At 44.9% G+C, this 21,688-nt stretch carries 17 protein-coding genes; 8 read left to right on the top strand and 9 right to left on the bottom strand.

What is annotated here, in order from left to right; all coding sequences use genetic code 11:
• Positions 1-161: 161 nt before the first annotated feature.
• The 7 genes from GXP65_RS09080 to GXP65_RS09050 all read right to left on the bottom strand — a co-directional run bounded on the left by GXP65_RS09080 (position 162) and on the right by GXP65_RS09050 (position 5,378).
• Complete coding sequence (locus GXP65_RS09080) at positions 162-554, bottom strand: SulA-like leucine-rich domain-containing protein (RefSeq protein ID WP_005533471.1); 393 nt, start codon at positions 552-554, stop codon at positions 162-164.
• Positions 555-1,045: 491 nt separating this feature from the next.
• Complete coding sequence (locus GXP65_RS09075; protein WP_005428049.1) at positions 1,046-1,333, bottom strand: hypothetical protein; 288 nt, start codon at positions 1,331-1,333, stop codon at positions 1,046-1,048.
• 265 nt (positions 1,334-1,598) lie between these two features.
• Complete coding sequence (locus GXP65_RS09070; RefSeq protein ID WP_005428035.1) at positions 1,599-1,784, bottom strand: hypothetical protein; 186 nt, start codon at positions 1,782-1,784, stop codon at positions 1,599-1,601.
• Between the two features lie 178 nt (positions 1,785-1,962).
• On the bottom strand, positions 1,963-2,943 hold the full coding sequence (locus GXP65_RS09065; protein WP_162092624.1) for a J domain-containing protein: 981 nt from the start codon (positions 2,941-2,943) through the stop codon (positions 1,963-1,965).
• Positions 2,944-3,019: 76 nt separating this feature from the next.
• Positions 3,020-3,688: an OmpA family protein gene (locus GXP65_RS09060; protein ID WP_005533475.1), complete on the bottom strand. Its 669-nt coding sequence runs from the start codon at positions 3,686-3,688 to the stop codon at positions 3,020-3,022.
• Between the two features lie 156 nt (positions 3,689-3,844).
• A complete protein-coding gene (locus tag GXP65_RS09055; protein WP_005428026.1) occupies positions 3,845-4,540 on the bottom strand; it encodes a DUF2786 domain-containing protein in 696 nt (231 codons plus the stop codon).
• 154 nt (positions 4,541-4,694) lie between these two features.
• The gene (locus tag GXP65_RS09050; RefSeq protein WP_005428030.1) at positions 4,695-5,378 is read right to left on the bottom strand and encodes a DUF3334 family protein; all 684 of its coding nucleotides are present in this window, start codon (positions 5,376-5,378) and stop codon (positions 4,695-4,697) included.
• Positions 5,379-5,635: 257 nt separating this feature from the next.
• Here GXP65_RS09050 and GXP65_RS09045 point away from each other — a divergent pair, with 257 nt between their 5' ends.
• Both GXP65_RS09045 and GXP65_RS09040 read left to right on the top strand, forming a co-directional pair.
• Positions 5,636-8,671 carry an FAD-binding and (Fe-S)-binding domain-containing protein gene (locus GXP65_RS09045; RefSeq protein ID WP_162092623.1) on the top strand — a complete coding sequence of 1,012 codons (3,036 nt, stop codon included), beginning with the start codon at positions 5,636-5,638 and terminating at the stop codon, positions 8,669-8,671.
• A 92-nt stretch (positions 8,672-8,763) separates the two neighbouring features.
• On the top strand, positions 8,764-9,225 hold the full coding sequence (locus tag GXP65_RS09040) for an isoprenylcysteine carboxylmethyltransferase family protein (protein ID WP_045368725.1): 462 nt from the start codon (positions 8,764-8,766) through the stop codon (positions 9,223-9,225).
• A gap of 161 nt (positions 9,226-9,386) precedes the next feature.
• Here the strand turns inward: GXP65_RS09040 and GXP65_RS09035 are convergent, their stop codons facing one another.
• Positions 9,387-10,112, bottom strand: a complete 726-nt coding sequence (locus tag GXP65_RS09035; RefSeq protein ID WP_162092622.1) for a DUF3581 domain-containing protein — start codon at positions 10,110-10,112, stop codon at positions 9,387-9,389.
• Between the two features lie 923 nt (positions 10,113-11,035).
• Here GXP65_RS09035 and GXP65_RS09030 point away from each other — a divergent pair.
• The 6 genes from GXP65_RS09030 (at position 11,036) to GXP65_RS09005 (ending at position 20,053) form a co-directional block, all read left to right on the top strand.
• On the top strand, positions 11,036-13,678 hold the full coding sequence (locus GXP65_RS09030) for a hypothetical protein (RefSeq protein ID WP_162092621.1): 2,643 nt from the start codon (positions 11,036-11,038) through the stop codon (positions 13,676-13,678).
• Positions 13,679-13,693: 15 nt separating this feature from the next.
• Positions 13,694-14,443, top strand: coding sequence for an ADP-ribosyltransferase (locus GXP65_RS09025; protein ID WP_162092620.1), 750 nt, complete (start codon positions 13,694-13,696; stop codon positions 14,441-14,443).
• Between the two features lie 14 nt (positions 14,444-14,457).
• The gene (locus GXP65_RS09020) at positions 14,458-15,231 is read left to right on the top strand and encodes an ADP-ribosyltransferase (protein ID WP_162092619.1); all 774 of its coding nucleotides are present in this window, start codon (positions 14,458-14,460) and stop codon (positions 15,229-15,231) included.
• A 113-nt stretch (positions 15,232-15,344) separates the two neighbouring features.
• Positions 15,345-16,085: an ADP-ribosyltransferase gene (locus GXP65_RS09015; RefSeq protein ID WP_162092618.1), complete on the top strand. Its 741-nt coding sequence runs from the start codon at positions 15,345-15,347 to the stop codon at positions 16,083-16,085.
• 58 nt (positions 16,086-16,143) lie between these two features.
• The gene (locus GXP65_RS09010) at positions 16,144-18,432 is read left to right on the top strand and encodes a hypothetical protein (protein WP_162092617.1); all 2,289 of its coding nucleotides are present in this window, start codon (positions 16,144-16,146) and stop codon (positions 18,430-18,432) included.
• Between the two features lie 4 nt (positions 18,433-18,436).
• Positions 18,437-20,053, top strand: coding sequence for a M91 family zinc metallopeptidase (locus GXP65_RS09005; protein WP_162092616.1), 1,617 nt, complete (start codon positions 18,437-18,439; stop codon positions 20,051-20,053).
• Between the two features lie 98 nt (positions 20,054-20,151).
• Here the strand turns inward: GXP65_RS09005 and hutH are convergent, their stop codons facing one another.
• Positions 20,152-21,687, bottom strand: a complete 1,536-nt coding sequence (gene hutH, locus GXP65_RS09000) for a histidine ammonia-lyase (RefSeq protein WP_010448635.1) — start codon at positions 21,685-21,687, stop codon at positions 20,152-20,154.
• Between the last annotated feature and the right edge of the window lies 1 nt (position 21,688).

The following is a 21,688-nucleotide window of genomic DNA, read 5'->3' as shown; positions in this document are numbered from 1 at the left end:
AGGACGGGTAGAGCTTCAATAAAGGTGCTTTGGGAAGGATGGTTTAAACTACAAACCATCCTTGAAGGCTACGAGCTCGCAATGTCTCTTGAGCACTAGACTTGTGATCAAGAGACAGCCTTAAAAGGAGGCGAGATGCAGGATGGATAACGTCGATCTTGTTAGTGGTACTTGTTCACTCTGCCTTCGACGAAAAAGACTTCACACTGATAACGTTGAGCGATGTCGCGAAGCATTGATTGGTTCATTAATGCAATCTTGTTCGACGCGACGACGGCGCTGGCGTTACCAGACTGAATAGCTTTAATCACGATTTCCACTTCAGAAAGCTGTTGAGATGGCTTCATCTGAATGATGTTTTGACAGCGAATGTTGGAAGCAGCAAGTTGCTCAAAATCAGGACGAGGGCACTCAGCGGTAAACAGGACCCATTGTTGCTGTTGAGACAATACTGCCAACTTAGAAAGCAGTTGGTCAGACACATCCATAGGTTGTGTTGCTTGTGCCAATACGTTGTAACGAGAGTATGTATGAGATTGAGTTTGTAACTGCATCTTACTGTTCCTTTATACATGCTGTATGTGTATACAGTAGTTTGTTTTTGATGCCTGATCAACCGATTTTTATGAATTGAGTTGAAAAACGTTCTCTTAGTTATCATTTTATGTTTGTTAAGTTATTGAAATTAAATGGCTATTTTAATTTTTGACATGTTTGATAAAGGTGGGGAAATGTGAGATGGTCTGCATTTCGGTACAGTATATACAGGTGTTTACTACTGTATATACAGGTGTTTACTACTGTATATACAGTACTTCTGAGCTCTGTATACAGTGGTTTTTTCCAGGTTTATACAGTACTTTTTGAGACTCTCTACTGGGTTTTAAGAGTCCTTAAAGTTGTGAGGAAGATAAATATACAGCGGAAGTTTGAAGTGAAGCGGGCAGTAAGATGGCTGCTAACAGGGGACCTAATTCGATAAGTAGATAAAAAGCAGGCTGCGAATTCGCAGCCTGAAAATACAAGGATCGATGTTTAATAATGGTTAGAATTCGGTTTTTGCGCGTGCGACTTCTGTTTCAAACTGGCCAATGTTACCGGCTCTAACGAGCTGTACCATGGATTGAAACATGGCACGAATCTGTTCTATGTTGCCAGGGTTTGCTCGTGTACATAGACTGCCTAAATCAGAGCCTGCGATTCTCAGTAGACGCGCTCTATTAGGCCCTGACACTTTTCGCTTGATTGTGTTCTTCAAAACCATCAACTCACCGGTCGCAACGACTTCAGGCGGCTGGTTGGCAATGATTGCGGCTGCTTCATCTGTATACATGTGGTCACCAATGTTTTGTGTTTGAGCAAAAACTATACTCCAGAACCATCATTGGTTTGACCCGCTGACAGGGAATACCATCGTCTTCACTATGAAATAAGTGACATTGTTTTAGATAGGTTTGTTAATAGACATCGAAACACCGGAGAGTTAGGGAATATGAATACCCTCAAGACAATCTCGGCGAGATAAGTATTGAAGCGGGATCAAAAAAGCGCCTTGTAAAAAGGCGCCCTTGAAAATCAGTTCCGTTGATTTGCTCTTGTTAACTTGCTCTTTGCGCCATGCGTTCACGCATTTGCAATTCGCCTTGGTTGAATAGGCGAACATCGATTTTGGCGATGTCGTAGCAAGCTTTGCAAGAACTGTGGTACTTACCATCTACGTAATCATGACGAGTTACAAAGCTAGGTTTTTTACACCAGTCACAGGTGCCTTCTTCAGTGAACATTGATTTTCTCCCCACCTATATGAATTTTGAGTCGTTAGGTGTTATTTTTCGCCGAGTATTATGGCATACAAAAGATAGGCAGGTTAAATGTCTGTTAATTTGTTTGAGAGGGAGATCGATTGCGAGCCTTTGTTTTCGAGGGTGAAAAGCTCGCAAGCCTAAGGTGTGCGACGGTGTTTTACTCTTTTGTAACATTTTGTGAAATAGTTTTAAACGCTTGATTTAAAAGCTTCATCTCTTCTTCACTTCCCCTAGAATCAGGGTGATAGAGTTTTGACAATTGTCTGTAGCGCAACTTTACTGCCTTACTGTCTGGGATGGTTTGCGGAGTATAGCCAAACATGGCACAAGCGATGAGGAGCTTTTGGTTTTCAGGCTGCCCTTTGATCTTCTTAAACTCTTTAAATACTTTTTCCAATTGGCGTTTAAGCTGTTTGTTAGCAAACTGCAGTTCTTTAACTTGTGTCTCTAGTTGCTGAGCCTTAGAGGCTTCGTACGCAGCGCTCACTTTAGCTTTATGACTGTTTCTACGGAACCCAAAGGCACCTCCACCCAGCAGCAAAGCGACAGCCAGTGCACCGGAAGCGTACCAAATGTTGGACTCGTCCGCTTTCGCCTGTTGCTGTATCTCTACTTTTTCTTGTTTCTCTTCATCGGTGGCTTTTTTATCAAGCTCGACAATCTCAGAAACTTGTTTCGCTCTGAGTTGATTGAAGCGCTCTTCTAAAAACTGATTGTGGGCTTGCTCTGCTTGAGGGTTTTTAAGTGCAGACAATTGATACCAAGCTTCCACTAGATCCGAGTTTGAAACGTCAGCTTGATGATGCTGAACAAAATCCGCTAACAGAAAGCCGCGGTCAGTCGGATCATTTAATGCAACCGAGGTAAACCAATAGACTGCCTGAGTGTAGTCGATATTACCGCTTAAGCCGCGTGCGTAATCTTCTGCTAATTGCTTTTGAGCGGGCAAATACCCTTGGTGTGCCGATTGCTCTAACCAATAACGGGCATCTGTAGGTGACTCTGGATTGGGTTTCAGTGCCAGTTGCTGAGCAAGATCGAATTGGGCTTCGGGTTGTGTTGGATTTGGGGAAGCAAATACAGTGCTGCTAAAGCAGGTACTTAAAGCAAAGGTGAGGGCAATGGTTCTGAAAGACATTGGATATGTCAGGTCTAGCGCACTTCGCTAGACCTGCTCCGGTAATCATTATTATTACCGGTATGGTGCAACCAAATTACTTCAGTGGCAAGATCTGGATTTCAACACGACGGTTGCAAGCACGACCTTCAGAAGTTTGGTTTGAACAAATTGGGTTGCGCTCACCGTAGCCACGTGCAATTGCGCGACCTGGAGCAACTTTTTGTGACACTAGGTACTGACGTACTGATTCAGCACGGCGCTCAGATAACGTTTGGTTGTAAGAATCGCTGCCTGTGCTGTCTGTGTAACCATCGATCACAAGGCTTGTGTCTGGGTATTCAACTAGGATACGAGCCACGCCACGCAGTGTGTTGTGGATGCTTGAATCAAGTTGGTAAGAGCTTGAAGAGAAACCAATGCCGTTTTCCATGCGAAGAAGCAGTTGGTTTTCGCCAACGCGTTCAACTTGTACGCCAGAGTTTAGTAGGGCACGACGCAGTTCCGCTTCTTGTTGGTCGAAGTAGTAGCCAACACCAGCGCCTGTTGCACCGCCAGCAGCTGCACCAATCAAAGCACCTTTACGGCGTTCTTTTGCGTTATCACCCACAGCTAGGCCAATTGCCGCACCTGCGATCGCACCGATAAGCGCACCTTGCGTGGTTGAGTTAGTTTCGTATTCACCTGTGGTTGCGTTTTGGCGTTGTGTTGCTTGACAGCCAGTAAGAGCCAGCACTAGCGCAAGTGCAATAGACATCTTTTTCAAGGGAAAATCTCCGTATAAGCCGAGGCGCAAGTGCGCCTCATAATGGGATGTGAATTATGGAATAGAAAGTATTGATATTTGTTATGAGAACGTCAGGCAGAGAGAACTTTTGTAAGCTTTTTCTTATAGTTGGCGACGTTGTGACCAGTTCTATGGTTACTTAGAAGAGTCGCCCAACATTTTCCTAGCTTGTTCACCGCCAACACCACGGTTAACGGAGACTTTACGGCCTTTCTTCAAGCCTACTTCATAGTCTGCCGTGATGTTCTTCATCGCTTCTTTGAGCTGCTTCTTGAACGTCTCACGATCGATGTTTTTAAATTCTTTATCTATGTAGTTATTGATTTTGTTTGCTGACTCTTCGTCTGGCGAGATCACTGGCAGCTTCTCTAACGCGCCTTCCACCCAACCAGAAACGAATGAGTTTACGCGACGAGTGACTTCCATTGAAGAGGTGCCAGAACCAGCAAAGCTATTGCGGAATTGCCCGGTACTCTCGTTTAGTTCGCGATAGATAATATCGAAAGCGAAAGCCGCGAAAATTGCGCGGTCTGCTTCACCGATAAACTCGACACGTTTAAGCCCTTTGTGGTTCAGTAGAACCGCTTCAACACCGAACTTGGTGTTAATGCCACGAATCACACGCAGCAGTGTTGAGCTGATGTTAGTCGGCAGGAGGTGTGAAGATTGAGTCTTACCCATTTTGATAAACTCAATATCATCTTTGTCCAAGCCGTATTTCAGCATGAGACGGTGCGCCATCTTGATAGCGTTCGCTGCCTCATTTACGTTGGCGGAATTGCCCAGTTCTAAACACTTGGCGATTTTTTTCAGAGCTTTTTGTTTATCCATCGACAACCAGTACCGAGAACGGAAAATTTAAGAAGTCGGACATATTACCTTTTTTGAGGCAAAAACGGAATAACGATAGCAAGGGAAAAGCGTGCTGCAAAAAGAAAGCCCCTTGTAAAAAGGGGCTTTGCGATGATGAGGTTATCAACAAAAATTACAGACCAAGTTGGTCAAGCAGATCATCGGCATCACTCTTGTTGCTCGCCGATTCTGCTGCTTTTTTGTCTTCCATGCTTTTGCGCGTGGCTTCCAGAATATCGTCTGGGCTTTCATCTTCCGCCACTTCAAACTCTTCTAATTGGATAAACTCAGTTTTGTCCATGGCAAGCTCTAGATAGAAGATGTTGTTGTTTGCTGTTGAGAAAGTCACACGTCGCGCTTGTGGGCGGTCGAGGTTGGTATCGACTTGCAGAATCACTTGCTTGTTCAGTGACAGCATTTTTGGCTGATTCTGAGTGATGTTGGTTTGCAGCTCTTTGCGAATCTTGTTGGTGAAGTCACCAACAAGTTGGTTCATCAGCTCACCCAGTACATCGCCCACTTCATCTGAGGTGTGTGAGATCGCCAGTTCTTCTTCTGGCATGCCCATATTGCGCATGTAATTGGTGTAGATCTCAAGCGCCGCTTTCGCGGTAAAGTTAATCACAACTAGGCCAGTGAAACCGCCATCAAACAGCACAAAACAACCAAAATCCGGCTTGAGGCTGGTTTTGTTGATCTTTTGCACCATTGCAGAGTAATTAATTTGAGAAGAGGTTGCCGAAGTGAGAACGCCAGAAACCGACTGGCAAAGTTTTAGAAGGATATCTTCAGTGGTTACAACTTTATTTTTTTTCATCCTGAAAGCTCATATTGAAAGGCTATTTCCCTTTCAATGTAAGGCATCAAGCCTTCAAAAATAAAGTATAAGTTTAAATATTGTATTGAGATTCTGATTTGAACGCTTTTTTAAATGTTGTAAAGTGACATAATTCAAAGAAAACAACTTCATTCACGACTTTCCTCCGTAAACGGCTGTTGGAGCGAAAGGCAAGGATGATTAAAAATTAGATAACCCGCAGCTGATTGGATCAGCGCAGTAGGGGCAGGAAGCAAATGTTACCAAGATTACACTCGCAAACGGATGTAGATCCTCTTGTTCTTAGTTTTCTCAAAGAGCTGGAGCATTCCGGGTTCACTGGCGATATCGAAAGCCAGTATTCTAGCCGTCTCGCGGTAGCCACTGACAACAGTGTCTACCAACAACTCCCTCAGGCTGTTGTCCATCCCAAAACCACCCAAGATGTTTCCCTCATCGGTAAACTCAGCAATAGAGAAGAATACGAACGCATTACTTTTTCTCCTCGTGGTGGCGGTACAGGCACCAACGGACAGTCTTTAACGAAGGGTATTGTGGTCGACTTGTCTCGCCACATGAACAAAGTGTTAGAGGTGAATGAAGAAGAGGGCTGGGTTCGTGTTCAAACGGGTGTGGTCAAAGACCAATTGAATGATGCCGTTCGCCCTTATGGGTATTTCTTCTCTCCAGACTTATCGACCAGTAACCGCGCCACGATCGGCGGGATGATCAACACGGATGCATCCGGGCAAGGCTCGCTTAAATACGGTAAAACTTCCGATCACGTTCTCTCTCTTCAAGCGGTTTTTGCTGATGGTTCGATTTTGGAATCCGACCTTTCTCATGGCTTGCCGAATGAAGGGGAATTTGCCGATACGGCAATGCGTGTGACGGAGTCGGTATGTCGTGACAAGCGCAAGCAAATTAACGATAAGTTTCCTCCATTAAACCGATTCCTTACGGGCTATGACCTTAAAAATGCGTTTGATGAAGAGAAAGATAGTTTCGATATCACAAGAGTTTTATGTGGCGCGGAAGGCTCATTAGCGTTTATCACGGAAGCAAAGCTCAATCTAACCCGTATTCCCAAAGCACGTACTTTGGTTAACGTTAAATACAACAGTTTTGATTCTGCATTGCGTAACGCGCCATTCATGGTTGAGGCGAAGGCTTTGTCGGTTGAAACCGTAGACTCAAAAGTACTGAACCTCGCGAAACAAGACATCGTTTGGCACACCGTTAGTGACTTGATTACCGACGTACCAGATAAAGAGATGCTTGGCATTAATATGGTTGAGTACGCTGGTCAGGATGAAGAAGAAGTTGCTTCTCAAGTTGCGTTCCTAACGGCCAAACTTGATAGCATGCTAGAAACAGAAGAAGCGGGCATCATTGGCTACCAAGTATGCAGTGATGTGGCGAGCATCGGCCGTATCTACAACATGCGTAAAAAAGCCGTGGGTTTATTGGGCGCGGCGAAAGGGCGCGCTAAGCCTGTTGCGTTTGCCGAAGACACTTGTGTTCCACCAGAAAACTTGGCGGACTTTATCGTTGAGTTCCGCGAGTTGCTTGATGCAAAATCACTTAACTACGGCATGTTTGGCCACGTAGACGCAGGTGTGCTCCACGTTCGTCCTGCATTGGATCTGTGCGATCCTCATCAAGAAGCCTTGATGCATGAAATCTCGGATGAGGTGGTTAAGCTGGTGGCAAAATACGGCGGCTTAATGTGGGGTGAACACGGCAAAGGGTTCCGCTCTGAATACGGCCCAGAGTTTTTTGGTGAAGAACTCTTTACTGAATTGCGCCGAGTGAAAGCCGCTTTTGACCCACACAACAAAATGAACCCAGGTAAGATCTGTACGCCGCTGGATAGCGATGCAGAGCTTGTGAAAGTCACCGACACCAAACGCGGCCACTTCGATCGCCAGATTGATGTTCAGGTACGTGATAGCTTCAGACAAGCGATGGAGTGTAACGGTAACGGCTTGTGTTTTAACTACGACACCAGCTCACCCATGTGCCCTTCAATGAAAGTCACGGCAGACCGCCGTCATTCACCGAAAGGGCGTGCGGGCTTAGTTCGTGAGTGGCTACGCCAATTGACTGAGCAGGGAATTGATATTCTCGATCTAGAGAAGCAGACGTTGGAAAACAAAACGTCCATCAAAACCATGATCGACCGTGTACGCCATTTGATTAATCGTCGTCACGAGTATGATTTCTCCCATGAAGTGTATGAAGCGATGAATGGCTGTTTAGCGTGTAAAGCGTGTGCGAGCCAGTGCCCTATTAAAGTGGATGTGCCTAGCTTCCGCTCTCGCTTCCTCAATATTTACCACTCACGTTACCAACGTCCGGCAAAAGACTACTTGGTGTCAAACATTGAATCCATGCTGCCACTGATGGCCAAAGCGCCAAGTGTGGTAAATGGTGTGCTCAAACAATCTTGGGTGCAGAGTTTAACGGCTTCGACAGTAGGTTATGTTGATGCTCCGTTGTTGTCTGTACCGACTTTGAAAGAGCGAGTAGAGACGTTAACCACGACTTATGACTTGCAAGCACTCAGCGGTTTATCTTCTGAAGACAAACAAAAGCATGTGCTGATTGTTCAAGACCCGTTCACCAGTTATTACGACGCCGAGGTGGTGGAAGACTTCATCAAGCTGGTTCAGAAACTCGGCATGAATCCGGTTCTTCTACCGTTTAAGCCAAATGGTAAAGCTCAGCACATTAAAGGTTTCTTACGTCAGTTTAAGAACACCGCGCAAGATACCGCGAAGTTTTTGGAAATGGTTGCGGATTTAGGCATTCCAATGGTGGGCGTCGATCCTGCATTGGTGCTGTGTTACCGCGATGAGTACGCTGAGGTATTGGGTGGCAAGCGCGGCGAGTTCGATGTGCTTACCGCTCATGAGTGGTTGTATCCAAGGCTGAACGAGTTCGATGCTCTTGAATCGAAACAGCAAGCGCCTTGGTATTTGTTCGCCCATTGCACTGAGAAGACCAAAATGCCAAATGCCGAGAAAGAGTGGGGGGCTATTTTCGCTCACTTTGGTGCAGTGTTGAACACCGTGCCCGTTGGCTGTTGTGGCATGGCAGGAACCTTTGGTCATGAGGTAGACAAGCTATCGATGTCGCGTGACATTTATGACCTGAGCTGGAAACCAAACTTGGATAAGCTCGACAATGAACGCTGCTTGATTACGGGGTATTCCTGCCGAAGCCAAGTCAAACGCTTTGAAGGGGTAAAACCTAAACACCCAGTTCAAGCTTTGCTAACCTTGATATAGTATTTTATAAAAGCCCAGTTTGACTGGGCTTTTTATTATTTAAGAACCGTTATTGACGATGACAACGTTTTATTCTCATAAGGATATGAAGATTGAAAAAGCTTGAGCTGAAAGTCCCACCTGTCGCTTTGTTTCTGTTGATGGTACTCCTGATGTACTGGCTAAAAGACGCCATGCCAGAGATGAAAATTACCGTGCCGTTCGTTGAGTTTGTTACTGCTGGGCTGATTGTAATTGCTGGCTTTATCGGAATCGCTGGTGTTTACGAATTTCGTAAAGCCAAAACAACCGTGAACCCAGTGAAGCCTGAAACTGCTTCGCAGGTGGTGGATACTGGCGTGTTCGCTTACACACGTAACCCAATGTACGTCGCGCTATTGCTTGTCATCATTGCAATTGGACTATGGTGGCAGCACCTCAGTGTTATCTTATGTGGAGTATTGTTTGTTGCTTACATGAATCGCTTTCAAATTAAGCCAGAGGAGCGGGCATTAGAACGTCTGTTTGGTGAAGATTATTTGGATTATAAGAACCAAGTACGTCGCTGGATTTGATGACCGTAAAGCCAATCGCTTACAAAAAGAGAGCCATAGATAAAAAACGCAGATAAAAAGAAAGCCCAGTGAAGTCACTGGGCTTTCTTATGAATTTTTGAAATTGGTCGGCAGGGCCTTATCTAGCGAAGCTTACTCTGTTGAAGTTTGCTTCCTGAAGACTAGGCTGCCTTAGCGAACTTTGCTAGGAAGGCGTCCTTGCGTTCGTTAAAGCGTTGGACTAAATCGTCTACCGCTTCTTGGTCGTAAGGTTTAAGGCCACTCGCCACCATACGTTTGATGCCTTTACCTACTACTTCACCATCTTCTTTAAAGGCAAAGTTTAGCGTTACCACACCACGCTTACCTTCAACATCGAATGTTGCACCTGTGAAGTCGACTTCAGGGTGAGTCAGGTCTAGACGGTTGAATTCCACTTCCATGCTTTCGTAAATCACCAATGGACGTTGGCAGTTGATCATCATTTGCTTCTCTTCCATTAGAGGAACCATGATGTGCGGGAAGTTCATGCCAGAGAACTGAGCGTAGTTTGTGACTACATGTTCAATGAAGGCTGGATCGTGGTTGGTTTCACCCTCGCGAGACATGTGCAGGTATTCTTTGCCTGCTTCGCCTACAACAGCACTTTCTTTTTCACACTTATTTTCAATGTGAAGTGCCACACCATCGTTCACCATTCCGGAGAAATCGAAGCGCATTTTGTGGCTCACGCCTTCTTTGCTTAGCAAGACGGCAAAAAGCAGATCGCCTGGCACACAAAAGCGTTTGTTGTCTTCATCATGAATAGGGTTGTAATCACCAGCTACGCGCTTTGCAAAGTGACTTGCTTGCTCACGAGTAAACTGAAATTGGTGATTAGTGTCTGAAAAATAAGGTGTTAGAAACATAATTTTTACGTAGTAACCAAAACTGTCAGGGATTATAGGCGAAGATCTCCCTATCAATGGTCCATCCAGTGAAAAGTTCACTGCATCTTAACAATGAAACGATAAAGGTGGCGAATAAAGCCGCAGATCACCCGTTTATTGTTGGTTTGTAAATACCTAGGGAAATGGTCGGTCTGAAAGGTAAACCATAGTTCAAGTGTATCGATTAAGGCTATGTATAGTCGGTGCAATGGCTAATTTCTTTTTGTATTGTGAGATATCGACCATTTACCTTGCTAATTAATGAGTAATCGAATTATTAAGATGTTATAAAACAAGGTCTTAATGATGAATTTGTTGAATGGTTTGCTTCTCGTTTGACTCGGCGATTTGCTCAACCTTCGACCGCTTTACTCAAAAGCGTATTATTGATTCTTTTATTTTTAATTATCTCTGGTATCGACCGAAATGAAGATAATTGAAATGAAACAGTAATCTATATTGTTATTATTATCTTTATTGGGAACATTCCCAATCATGGTCCTTATGTCATTTAATGTCCTAATTATCATTATCTTAAGTGGCGAATCACTTACAACAAGTTGAGATAAGGTGCATTGCCGCAACTGGGCTGCTGGTTTAATGTTTTGCGAAATTTTATAAAAACAATAAAAAATAGCGCCCTTGCAACCTTGATAGCCTCTTTCTAACAGACTGTCTTGTACGCAGGAGGTAATAAAACACAACAACAAAAGTTTGGCTGTCTATGAAAGCAATGATCCCTCGGCATCATCCAAAGACTTAACCCTAAGTCTCTCTGCTCTCAGCGTTTGCCCACGAGAGCATCTTAATTAAAAACGTTCAATTTCCGGTTGCGAATAAGTAATCGGAGGCTTGCTGCTTCCTGCAAGAAGCGAATAACTTCTCAAACCAAGGATAATTATATGAAGTTACGAAAATTGGTATTGGCGTGTGCCATTGCTTCCCCCTGTGTTAGTGCCTTTGAAGTTTGTAATATTGGTGACGAATACAACGTATTAGATCGTGAGAGCTTCCACGATATACGTAAGTCAAATTACCGAAACTTCAGTGAAGACCTAACGCCAGAAGATTTATTTTTGTCTGCGCCCGAACACCACGCAGATGCTCGACCTTCGCTTGCTGAGGCAGACGAAGTTTTCCCAGAAACTGCATCTCTACTTGAGGTCGGTCCTGCCAATGTTGCCGTTCTAGAGTCCGAAGAAGCGGCGAGCCTGCTTGCGACAATCGGACACTCGACGGCAGGCTTTGCCAAGGGCGCGCTTGAAGCGTTAGGGCCAGTAGGCGATACCATTGCCGTGGGATTGTGGGCAAATGATGTGGCTCAAGCCTTTGAAGATGAGACAAAAACGTCATACGACCGTTTTGCTACGGTGATGAGCCTGATTGACTGGTTTGGTGTTCTCAGGCTACCTGAGCGAGAAATTGATCGTAAGATCCTAACGGCTCGTTGGAATCGAGTTGCCGCGGGCGATCATTATAGCTTTACCGTTCATGACGACATCGTCACTCAACAAGACAAAAAAGATAAGCAGCATTGGGCGGATCTTGCATCCGGTCAACAGCGCATGCTTGAAGCGCTGGCGAAGGGGTATGCCTCTGATGTAGCGCTTAAATATCAGCAACATTATCAAGAAGCGTTAAAAGCGCAAGCCGTGTTAGCAGAGACGTTGATTAACTCTGTCGAGACTGAAGTTCAGAAAGCCATTTTTAATAAGCTCGCGTTAGAAGGCGCTAATGCCAAACTGTTTGCCTCTGATCTTGCTTCAACTTGCCGCACAGAGATTGATGCGTTGCTGGCTTTGTACCCAGAGCAGGAAGAAAACAACAACCGCCCAATGTATGTGCCATCGAAGCGAGAAGCTAATCGAGCACTAGCGCGTTTGCAGCATTGCCAACAAGACCATCTGGACTTGGCAGTGGCGGTGCTCGATGAACTTAGAAATGGAGAAGTGGAAGGCTTAGATCGTCAATCACTGCATCAACTTTACCGACAAGTTCTCAATTCGAAGATCAAAATCGTCGAGACCGCAAACGCCCAGCTTGATGTGCTTAGAGCCAAGTTAATCGAAGAAATGTATGCAGAAGGCATGAATGCCATCGATCGTTTGTTTGATTCAGAAGCGGTTGCGAAAGCCCATCGCTATTTTAAAGACCAAGCGGATTATTTAGCGATAGATGAAATGTCTCGCAGTATTTTCGGGCGTCCAGCCACGGCTACTGAACGTCTTCAAAAGTACTTTGTTATTCAAGAAGGGTACGAGAAGTGTACTCGAATTGGGATACTTGGGGGGGACCCGAACTTCAGAGGGTGTACTGAGTACACGTGGATTCCTGCAGAGAAAGAGCATTATGACTCTGCAAAAGATGAAGTAATTTCGCAGATGGTGATGCCAAATCGCGATGCGATCAAGCGTGTCTTTACACAATCTATGGATGAACTGATCAACGAAGGTTGGAGCTCTCAACATGAAGAGGCTTGGCTTGAGCAGCAGATCCTAAGCTTTTCCGACAAGCAACGCATCATCAGAACTGCAGAAGCTGACAAAGCACGAGTGATGCGTTGGATGTTTGATTCCAGTGCGGCACTAGAAGCCGAGTGTGGCGGTGGTAATGCTTGTGCCGCTTGGTCTCCTAGCTACCTAGCAAAAGAAAACCTATCTCGTGAATCGTCATTGCACTACATTGCTGATTGGCATGAAAGGAACAAAGACTCAGGTTATTACGTGCATTCAAAGCGCTTGGCAAAACTGGAAGGTTTTATTAGCTCGGCACTAGAGAGTGAATGGCAAGCAACACATGTTAACGGCTTTTATAGTTACCTATACCCGGGAAGCTTTGATCTCGATAAACATGCACCTTTAATTGCGTCAGCACTAAAGGCGTCCAACTTGAATACCAGCAATCTTGCGGCAGCATTACCGTTAGCGAAAAGCGTGGTAAAAAATCGCATTTTAGAAGCGATGAGCGTGGCTGACAGCAATGGTGAGGAATGGCTTGCTGGACAGCTTGGCGACTTCCAGAGATACATTGGTATTATCCATGCGCAGAATATTTCGACAGGCCACTACGCATCAGGAGAAATGGGGACGACCGCACTCCTATCTGAGCCATTACCTGCTCATCTACTGCGCTACATGACGTTGGACGTTTATTACAATATCGACGATAGCGAATCTGCATATTACTACCCAGCGAATAATGGCGAAGACATGAGTTATGACGCGCGTCTACATGCATCTATCGATGACTTGTTTAACGCTAATTCTGAATTGGGTAGAAAGCTCGACCTGCTAGTTCAAGTTAATGACAACTTCACCAACCTACCGGGCAGAACTTGCATGATTTTGTACCCGCAACTGAGAGACGCCTTGTTTAAGATCTCCGGTGATGAGTCAATGTATTGGTTAACCCCATTTTCTGATTGGTTTGATAGTGTGACTCGCCAACAGCTAGAGCTGTTTAGTGCGATTCGATTCGGAGTCATCAAGCAGAATGAGCTAAATATCTCCTGTGATTTAAGCCCAAATAATCCTAGATATTGGTAAAGGGAGGAACAGACTATGTTGAGAATTATTTCACTCTGTTTTCTCTGTGTTAGCTTCGTCGCCCAGACTGCGCCTTTTGAGGCATTGAAAGCCCCTTTACGTAGCCAAGTACAAGTCGATGAATTAGCGTCGCAATTTTCTGATTGGGCGAAAGCTTCCAGTGGTTGGCGCTACAAATTGATGACGGCTAATGAAGCAGAGGCCTTGGAAGATTTTTCCGTTTCTGGCTATCAGCTTGCGAATGACTACTTGAGAGCTGCGGATACCTCCACTTGGGGGAGTGCGGGAAAAAGTGCAAGGAAGTTTATTAAGCAGGTTCGTGGTGCCATGAAAAAGCTGCCTCGTTACAAGGGGGTGACTTACCGCGGCGCATGGGCAAAACAGTCTCTTTTGAACAAACTCCAAGTGGGAGATGTGGTGGTTGAGCCTGCGTTTACATCAAGCAGTACCATTCCTGAAGTTGCGAAGCGTTTCGCTGTTGTAAGGCCGAACTCTCCGCAACCTCTACAGCGCGTGTTGTATGAAGTTCAAGTGAAGAGTAATGGTCGCGCGCTTGGCGGTTTGTCCGAATTTGGAGGAGAGGCAGAGGTATTGTTACCACCTAACACCTACTACAAAGTAACGAGCATCGAGTTAAATCGAGGTTCTGCAATGGTGGCGCTAGAGACGGTTTCATCACACGAAGCGGTAGAGGGTGTGACATACAACCTATATTCGGGTGAAGAGATAAGCCAATCTTACTGGCGTTCTCTAGTTTGCGGTTAAGCAGGGAGCGAAATATGTACAAGAGACTATTGGCTGCACTTTTAACGATTGTTGCTCAGAGCGCTGCTTTGGCAGAAGACTTTGCCGAGTTTAAAGGGCGAGACCTGTCGCCTATGCAGCAAGAGCAGATGGCTGATGACCTGATGGATTGGTCAATCGTTCATCACGCAAAAGCAGAAAGAAAGATGATCCCAGAGGAGTATTCAGCAATTAAACGTTATGGTCGCGTTGATCATGATGTTGTTAACGAGTACATGCGAGCGGGTGAACCAAAAGAATTTTTGATGCCAGGGTATGCGGAAGCTCTAAAAGTACGGGTTTCTCATATGCGTAGCGTAATGAATAAATTGCCCAACTTTAAAGGGACGGTCTATCGAGGCTCATCAATTAAGAACAGTCTTTTAGAAAAGCTGAATATTGGTGATATCTTGCATGAAAAGGCGTTCTTATCGACATCAACCATTCCAAGCGTAGCGAGAAACTTCTCTGCTGCGGGAGCTTATCAGAACGTTTCTGCTGCTCAATTCAAAATTGATTTGAAGTCATCAGGGCGAGCAATCAATGCTTATACATTCAAAGCATACGAAGCCGAAATCTTAGCGAAGCCTAACACTTATTTTCGTGTTGAAGCGATTGAGAGAATTTCAGCGAAAAAGAACTACATAAAATTGAGGGAGATAAAAAATCCTTCTAAATATCTAAAGGCTGAACCAGATATACATATTTACGATAGCTTTAGTGGAGATGAAGTGTCACTTCGAACCCGTTCAGCATTGTATTGTCTTTGATAGCCATTACCTCTCATGAAACCTTCATGAGAGGTATTATTTAGAAAACAAGTGGTCGACGCGCTCCCAGTTATATTTTGGGAGGCGATTTTTACGTCTATTGGTAAATAAAAATGAAATCTAGAAAATTATTATTTAGCTTATTAATTCAAGCTTTTTTGTGCTCTCACTCAATAGCAGGCTTGAAGTACAATGATAAATATTACAGTAGTTCAGACATAGAAGAGATCATGGAAATTATGTCTGAGCCTGGCATTGATGATTATGGAGAATTTAACAGACTAAGAGAAGAATTATACGAACAAGCTGATGTTCAGAAAGGTCTTCTTTCAGAAGAACAAGCCGCAGCACTGGCCGAGTATCAAGACTATGCTTTTGCATCGACTCGAGAAAGTTTTATCTCAGGCGTTTTTGATGATGAAACCCTGAATATCATTGATCATATAGATTCAGCTTTTGAGACCGGCGCTAAATATCAAGGTGTTACCTTTAGAGGTGAACGTGAACTGGGGGCTTATATGTCAGATATACAAGTTGGGGATATTGTAAGTCCTAGCGCTTATGTTTCAACGTCTATATCAAAAGATGCTGCCTATAACTTTCATTCTGGTCAGCTTGCCAGGTTTGAACTTCAACAGGGTAAAAGCGGTATTGTCATACCAAGTGTCATTGATGGTGAGTTGGAGGTTCTTATTAATAGAAACTCTTACTTTGAAGTGACAGCTATTAAAACGAGTTATATGGGTACTCACGTTGTTTACCGAGAAATTGATCCTAATTCAGTAGGTAATAAGAAAATAAAAGATATGCATAGCGGCGAAGAAATCACAGCCGCTGAAGTGTGCGCTTTTTAAAGTCATCTTTATAAACTGTCAATTTTACTCTTTTAACAATATAAAGAACATATAACTCATGAATTCAAAATTAATACCCAGTTTCGTTGCTTTGGCTGCATTCAGTCCAGCTACCTATTCATTGTGTTTTATTGATGGTGTGTCTGATACGCAAAGCTTAAATAGCTTCGATAGCCAGCGCTTAGAAGGGCAGCTCCACCAACAGTTTTTCTCAGAACCTCAGTTTGGCTCTACATTCGGTGAGTTGGAACACTCTTCACAGCAACAGTTATTTTCTGAGGCATGGCCTTCAACAGAAGAGGCGTTAAACAGCGTACCAGTAGCGTCTGAAAGTGCGTTAAGTGCTCCTGCGATATTGAATCGCCTAGGTCAAGCAGGAAGTTCAACACTCGAAGTTCTTGGCCCGGTTGGTGATGCTTTTGCTGTCGGTGTGTGGGCAGAGAACATGGCGTCTACCTTTTCCAAAGAGTCGTCGACGCGTTTAGATAAAACCGCCTCTGTTTTCTCGATTGTTCCATTGGTTGGTGATGAGCTAAACATGCTATCCAATGATATTAAATACTTTGCAGCAAAAGAGAAGATTGAGGAGTTTGAATCTCAAACTCACTATGTTTTTAATGATCATCACCCTGATTTCAATCGATTCCATCATAAAAAAGAAGATGCAATTAAGCTGATAAATCAATACGACGACCATGTTAAAGCTTCGATTGAAATGTACATCGATCAACTATTGCTTGCCGCGGATACGGAATATCGTCGTATTGCAGCGGGTTATGATCGTCAGCTTGTGAGGCAAATGACGAGGATGGATCTGGAATACATCAAGGTTTATGGTCATATCTCAGAACAATCAAATCTCAATCAACCTCTGTGTTCTGAAGTGGGGGACAATCCGACTCATTTGATGAACTGTGTCAAATCACAGGGACAGGCGCGAATTCAGTTGATTGCACAGCAGTTGTCATCGTCAGAATTAAATCAACTTCGTTTAAAACTACACGAAGCCAAGCGCTCGCTTGTACAGACCGCGATGGATAACTTGGAGGAGCATAAAGAAACACTGCGTAATGATGTCATTGCTCGTGCAAAGCACCATATTCCTCAAGTCTACCAATACACGAGACTTAATCGACATTTATTGGAAGAGAGGGCGCGAAAGAGTGGGTTGCGTGAATATGCGAAAGAAAATTGGAATGTGGATTATTTGTCAGAAGAGCAAATAAACACCGCGACATTTGAAGTGAGTCCTGCTAGAGAGTGTTGGGGAATACCTTCCGTTTATCCCGGCGGTATTCAAGCATCGCTCGATGCATGTAAAGACACTGGGCCGCTCTATGACACCTATCATATATCGAAAGATCAAGAGCTCGTGGATGTGATTAGAAAATCGCTGGACTTCGATGTGGAATCCTATGTGGAAACGAAGGTGAACGATGGCTGGGAGTCAGGGCTATTGCGCACCAAACTGGGTGAGGCAGCTTATGCATATGTATTTGGTCAACTCTCGAATCGAATGTTTGAAACCTTAGTAACACAGTTATCCACCATCCAAGTACTGTCTTATCAGACGACCTTAACTGAGTATCTAAATAGTCAGGGACTGGATGCCAACGACCCTGAACAGAGAAAAGACTGGTATCAGCTGAGCCGTTGGTACGAATTGCTTTTGACTGAAAGGCCATCGGGAGGTGCTCTAAGTATAATCACACAATATGAAGCGTTCAGAGCGTTGATCAAGCCTGTTTTCGAAGAAACGATCACCATGGCTTACATTCGCGATATTTATTACTCGATTCCTTATCCAAGTGTCTATTCAGCGAAAAACCTTCAATTTTATTCTCCGATTATGGCGAAGACTTTTGACAAAGTCGTGGTGGGTCCAGACGAGAATGCAGTGTTGAGAAGTTTAAACTCTGCGGTGACAGACATCATGCAAAAAGTAAGTGAAGCTAACACGGCCAATGAGTTGCATTATTTACTTGGAGATTTGGCTTTGTACGCACAAATTGCCCAACACCAACAATCTGAAACGCATGTGCTGACGACAGCTGGTAATGCTCCTCAGCTGTTTAACAGCTCATTATCCGTAGTGAATAGACAATACCTAAATGAAGCACATTTGTATGCTCTTTCTCAGCAGGTAATGGCGTCAGAGCAGCATGCTTTGTGGCAGATGTTATCTGATGTCGGTAGCCAATTATCTCAAGGTGAGTTGGATTTGGCGATCACACTACTGGGTGATGTGATTCGGAATAACGATATGACGATGCTTCCCCAAATTCATGAAGTTCTTATTCAAGAGTTAGAAGAACTGATCGAACTACAGATTAAGATTGAGGGCTAGTGGGATGAAAATATTAGCAAAAATGGTTTCTATTGTTTTTACATTCTCAACATTGGTTGGAAGTGCTCTTGCTGGTGGCGGCGCAGAAATGGGTGAGTTTTATGCTGCCCCTGATGGTGTGAAGGTAATTTACGGCTACAACTCTTCGCAGTACGGGAATCTTTATCGAGTATCGACTAACTTGTATGTTCAAACAAAAGATGACGCTTATCTTGCGGATATTAAACTCCTTATTCAAAGGCTGAAAATGTCACCGACCGGTCGAGAAGTGTTGCGTCAAATCGCAGCTTATACGCCAGTCAATGCTCCCGACGATGCGGTAGAGCCTCTTATCGAGCATCTTCAAGGTGTTGATACGACCAAGGTGAATGTGGTTACCGTAATTCGAGAACCGGAGGGTGCTGGTCGCTTGTTCGAGACAGTGCCTTCCACCTTCGCTGACAGACAAAAATCAGAGCTGATTTACCTACGACAGTTTAATGGGAAAGGTGTGTCAAACACGGTGTTCTTCTCTACCAAAGAAGTGGTCAATATTCCGGGAACGGATAAGCCTTTTGATCAAGCGGTCGCTCTGGGGCATGAGCTAATTCATGCTCGCGATTACGCTTCAGGCGCGATGCCTCGGGGAAGTGTGATACTTCAACATCGTCACCCTGAAACTGGACAAGTCACGGAGTATTCGATCGAAAATGCTGAGTATCAAACGACGGGAATTTCCCATTACAACAATGCAGAAAATGGCAGAGATGCAGAGACTGTGATAAATGAAATTCGTAATGACGTTATTATGAGGCGCGAAGAGATGTACTTCCGTTGGAAATCTAGCGGGCAGAATAAACCGAAAGCTTATCTGAAAAATGAAAAGGTAGTGAGCGAGTTTCATTTGGCTGATGACCTTGGCGCATACAAGAGAAATACTTACTGGCCTGCGGGGCACTACCAATATCATCCTTACACGGTTGAGGTAAGGCCCGCTGCTGCTGGATCTCTGTCACTTAAGTGGGATACGTTGGAAGGAAAGCAAGCTCATACCGAAGTGCGTCGAGCGCTGAAACAGTCTTTGAGTGAAGGCAAAGATACGGCGATTGTGCTTGTCGATGCGACGGAGCAACGTTTGTCGCAAAGTCTGCAAAACTCTCCAGCCTTAACGAGGCGTGGCCTAGGTAACCAAAGCGCGATCTTAAACTATGCGGCTAAAAATAATATCAAAGTGGTCAATGCTTATAGCTCTGAAAATGAAACGCCCCTATCGAGTTTGAAGAAGAGAAAACGCAGCCGATTGTACCGCGCAATTTCTGGGCAGTCCGAAAGGTCAAATGGATACAAAGATGTCCAGTTTAGTGCGGATAATCAATCATTGCTTTCACAAGAACTTGAAGGTCAAGATACCGTGCTGGTGATGGCGTATTCTGATGGCCAAATGACAACAAACATTGTGGATAGCTTATCAGACGATTTCAATAGACAAGTGCTGGTGTCACGACATTCAAACCTAGATTACCAGCCTTCAAATTTGAGCTCAGAAGAGAGCACTGCTTGGTTGAATCTGCGAGAAAAACAGAATGTGAAAATGCTCGGTTCTGGCAGTCGTAGCCGTTTCAACATTTGCAGTATCCAGTAATCCGCTTGTGACCGTGTCATAAGGGATTAACTGGGAAGCTAAAAAATTAAAGCCGATTGAGTGTGCAGCTCAATCGGCTTTTCTTTACCAGAAGTTTATTAATGCACGCTAGGGAGCAAGCTCTCTGGCATTAATGCGTTGTGAAGAGCAAGCTTGAGTAGTGCGTTGGCTTGCTCAATATCTGGTGCGAAGTAACGGTCTTTGTCGTAAAACGACACTTTTTCACGCAGCATTTGTTTTGCAATCTCGATACGTTCAGAAGATTTGTTTGGCGCGCGGAAATCCAAGCCTTGCGCGGCTGACAAGTACTCAACCGCCAAGATACCACGCGTATTTTCTCCCATCTCTTTCAGTCGACGAGCAGCGAAGGTCGCCATTGATACGTGGTCTTCTTGGTTTGCGGATGTTGGCAAGCTATCGACAGAAGCAGGGTGAGCGAGCGTTTTGTTTTCACTAGCTAGTGCTGCTGACGTTACCTGCGCAATCATAAAGCCCGAGTTGACGCCGCCATTGTCGACCAAGAATGGAGGAAGTTTAGACAGAGCACTATCAATAAGGAGTGCCATGCGACGCTCTGACAAGCTACCAATCTCTGCAATCGCAAGTGCAAGATTATCCGCCGCCATAGCAACGGGCTCAGCGTGGAAGTTACCGCCAGAGATGATGTCGTCGTCTTCCGCAAACACAAGCGGGTTATCGGACACCGAGTTAGCCTCTACCTGCAGAGTGTCTGCCGCATTGCGAATTTGTTGTAAACAAGCACCCATAACTTGAGGCTGACAGCGTAGTGAATAAGGGTCTTGAACCTTTTCACAGTTGGTATGGGATTCACCAATCTCACTGGTTGCTTCTAACATATGTCGATACGCTAACGCCGCATCCATTTGGCTGCGATGACCACGAACACGGTGGATACGTGGGTCGAACGGACGACGGCTGCCCAGCGCTGCTTCTACCGACATCGCGCCACAAACGGTCGCAGATGAGAACAAATCTTCGGCAATGAACAAACCTTCGAGTGCAAACGCCGTTGACGCTTGAGTACCGTTAAGCAGTGCAAGGCCTTCTTTAGGTGCCAGTGTGATTGGTTCTAGACCAGCAATTTGCAGAGCTTCTAAGCCAGAAATGACTTTGCCATTGTGACGCGCTTGGCCTTCCCCAAGAAGTACCGTACTCATGTGAGCCAGCGGCGCTAAGTCTCCCGATGCGCCTACTGAGCCTTTTTGTGGTACGCATGGATACACCTGCGCATTCACAAGGTCAATCAGCATGTTGATGACTTTCAAGCGCAAGCCAGAGAAGCCACGCGCAAGACTGTTTATTTTCAGCACCATCATCAAACGAACGGTCTCGTCGGACATGAATTTACCGATGCCAGCAGCGTGTGAAAGCACAATACTGCGTTGCAGCGTTTCAAGATCTTCCGGCGCAATGCGTGTGTTTGCGAGTAGACCGAAACCCGTATTGATGCCATAAACAGTGCGATCTTCTGCAATCACTCGGTCGACAACTTGAGTACTTTCCTCAATGGCCGGAATGGCTTCTGGGTCGAGAGTAAGGTTGACAGGTGAGCGGCTCACCTGACGCAGTTCGTTTAAGCTAATATGGCCCGGCTTTAGCGTTAAATTGAGCATG

Source organism: Vibrio sp. LB10LO1 (assembly GCF_010092875.1).
GTDB lineage: Bacteria > Pseudomonadota > Gammaproteobacteria > Enterobacterales > Vibrionaceae > Vibrio > Vibrio campbellii.
This window is presented reverse-complemented; position numbering and strand designations above follow the sequence as displayed.

What these genes read in the sequence shown, in the direction of transcription:
- GXP65_RS09080 (WP_005533471.1), bottom strand. Translation starts at nt 554, where the DNA reads ATGCAGTTACAAACTCAATCTCATACATACTCTCGTTACAACGTATTG.
- GXP65_RS09075 (WP_005428049.1), bottom strand. Translation starts at nt 1,333, where the DNA reads ATGTATACAGATGAAGCAGCCGCAATCATTGCCAACCAGCCGCCTGAA.
- GXP65_RS09070 (WP_005428035.1), bottom strand. Translation starts at nt 1,784, where the DNA reads ATGTTCACTGAAGAAGGCACCTGTGACTGGTGTAAAAAACCTAGCTTT.
- GXP65_RS09065 (WP_162092624.1), bottom strand. Translation starts at nt 2,943, where the DNA reads ATGTCTTTCAGAACCATTGCCCTCACCTTTGCTTTAAGTACCTGCTTT.
- GXP65_RS09055 (WP_005428026.1), bottom strand. Translation starts at nt 4,540, where the DNA reads ATGGATAAACAAAAAGCTCTGAAAAAAATCGCCAAGTGTTTAGAACTG.
- GXP65_RS09050 (WP_005428030.1), bottom strand. Translation starts at nt 5,378, where the DNA reads ATGAAAAAAAATAAAGTTGTAACCACTGAAGATATCCTTCTAAAACTT.
- GXP65_RS09045 (WP_162092623.1), top strand. Translation starts at nt 5,636, where the DNA reads ATGTTACCAAGATTACACTCGCAAACGGATGTAGATCCTCTTGTTCTT.
- GXP65_RS09035 (WP_162092622.1), bottom strand. Translation starts at nt 10,112, where the DNA reads ATGTTTCTAACACCTTATTTTTCAGACACTAATCACCAATTTCAGTTT.
- GXP65_RS09030 (WP_162092621.1), top strand. Translation starts at nt 11,036, where the DNA reads ATGAAGTTACGAAAATTGGTATTGGCGTGTGCCATTGCTTCCCCCTGT.
- GXP65_RS09025 (WP_162092620.1), top strand. Translation starts at nt 13,694, where the DNA reads ATGTTGAGAATTATTTCACTCTGTTTTCTCTGTGTTAGCTTCGTCGCC.
- GXP65_RS09020 (WP_162092619.1), top strand. Translation starts at nt 14,458, where the DNA reads ATGTACAAGAGACTATTGGCTGCACTTTTAACGATTGTTGCTCAGAGC.
- GXP65_RS09015 (WP_162092618.1), top strand. Translation starts at nt 15,345, where the DNA reads ATGAAATCTAGAAAATTATTATTTAGCTTATTAATTCAAGCTTTTTTG.
- GXP65_RS09010 (WP_162092617.1), top strand. Translation starts at nt 16,144, where the DNA reads ATGAATTCAAAATTAATACCCAGTTTCGTTGCTTTGGCTGCATTCAGT.
- GXP65_RS09005 (WP_162092616.1), top strand. Translation starts at nt 18,437, where the DNA reads ATGAAAATATTAGCAAAAATGGTTTCTATTGTTTTTACATTCTCAACA.
- hutH (WP_010448635.1), bottom strand. Translation starts at nt 21,687, where the DNA reads ATGCTCAATTTAACGCTAAAGCCGGGCCATATTAGCTTAAACGAACTG.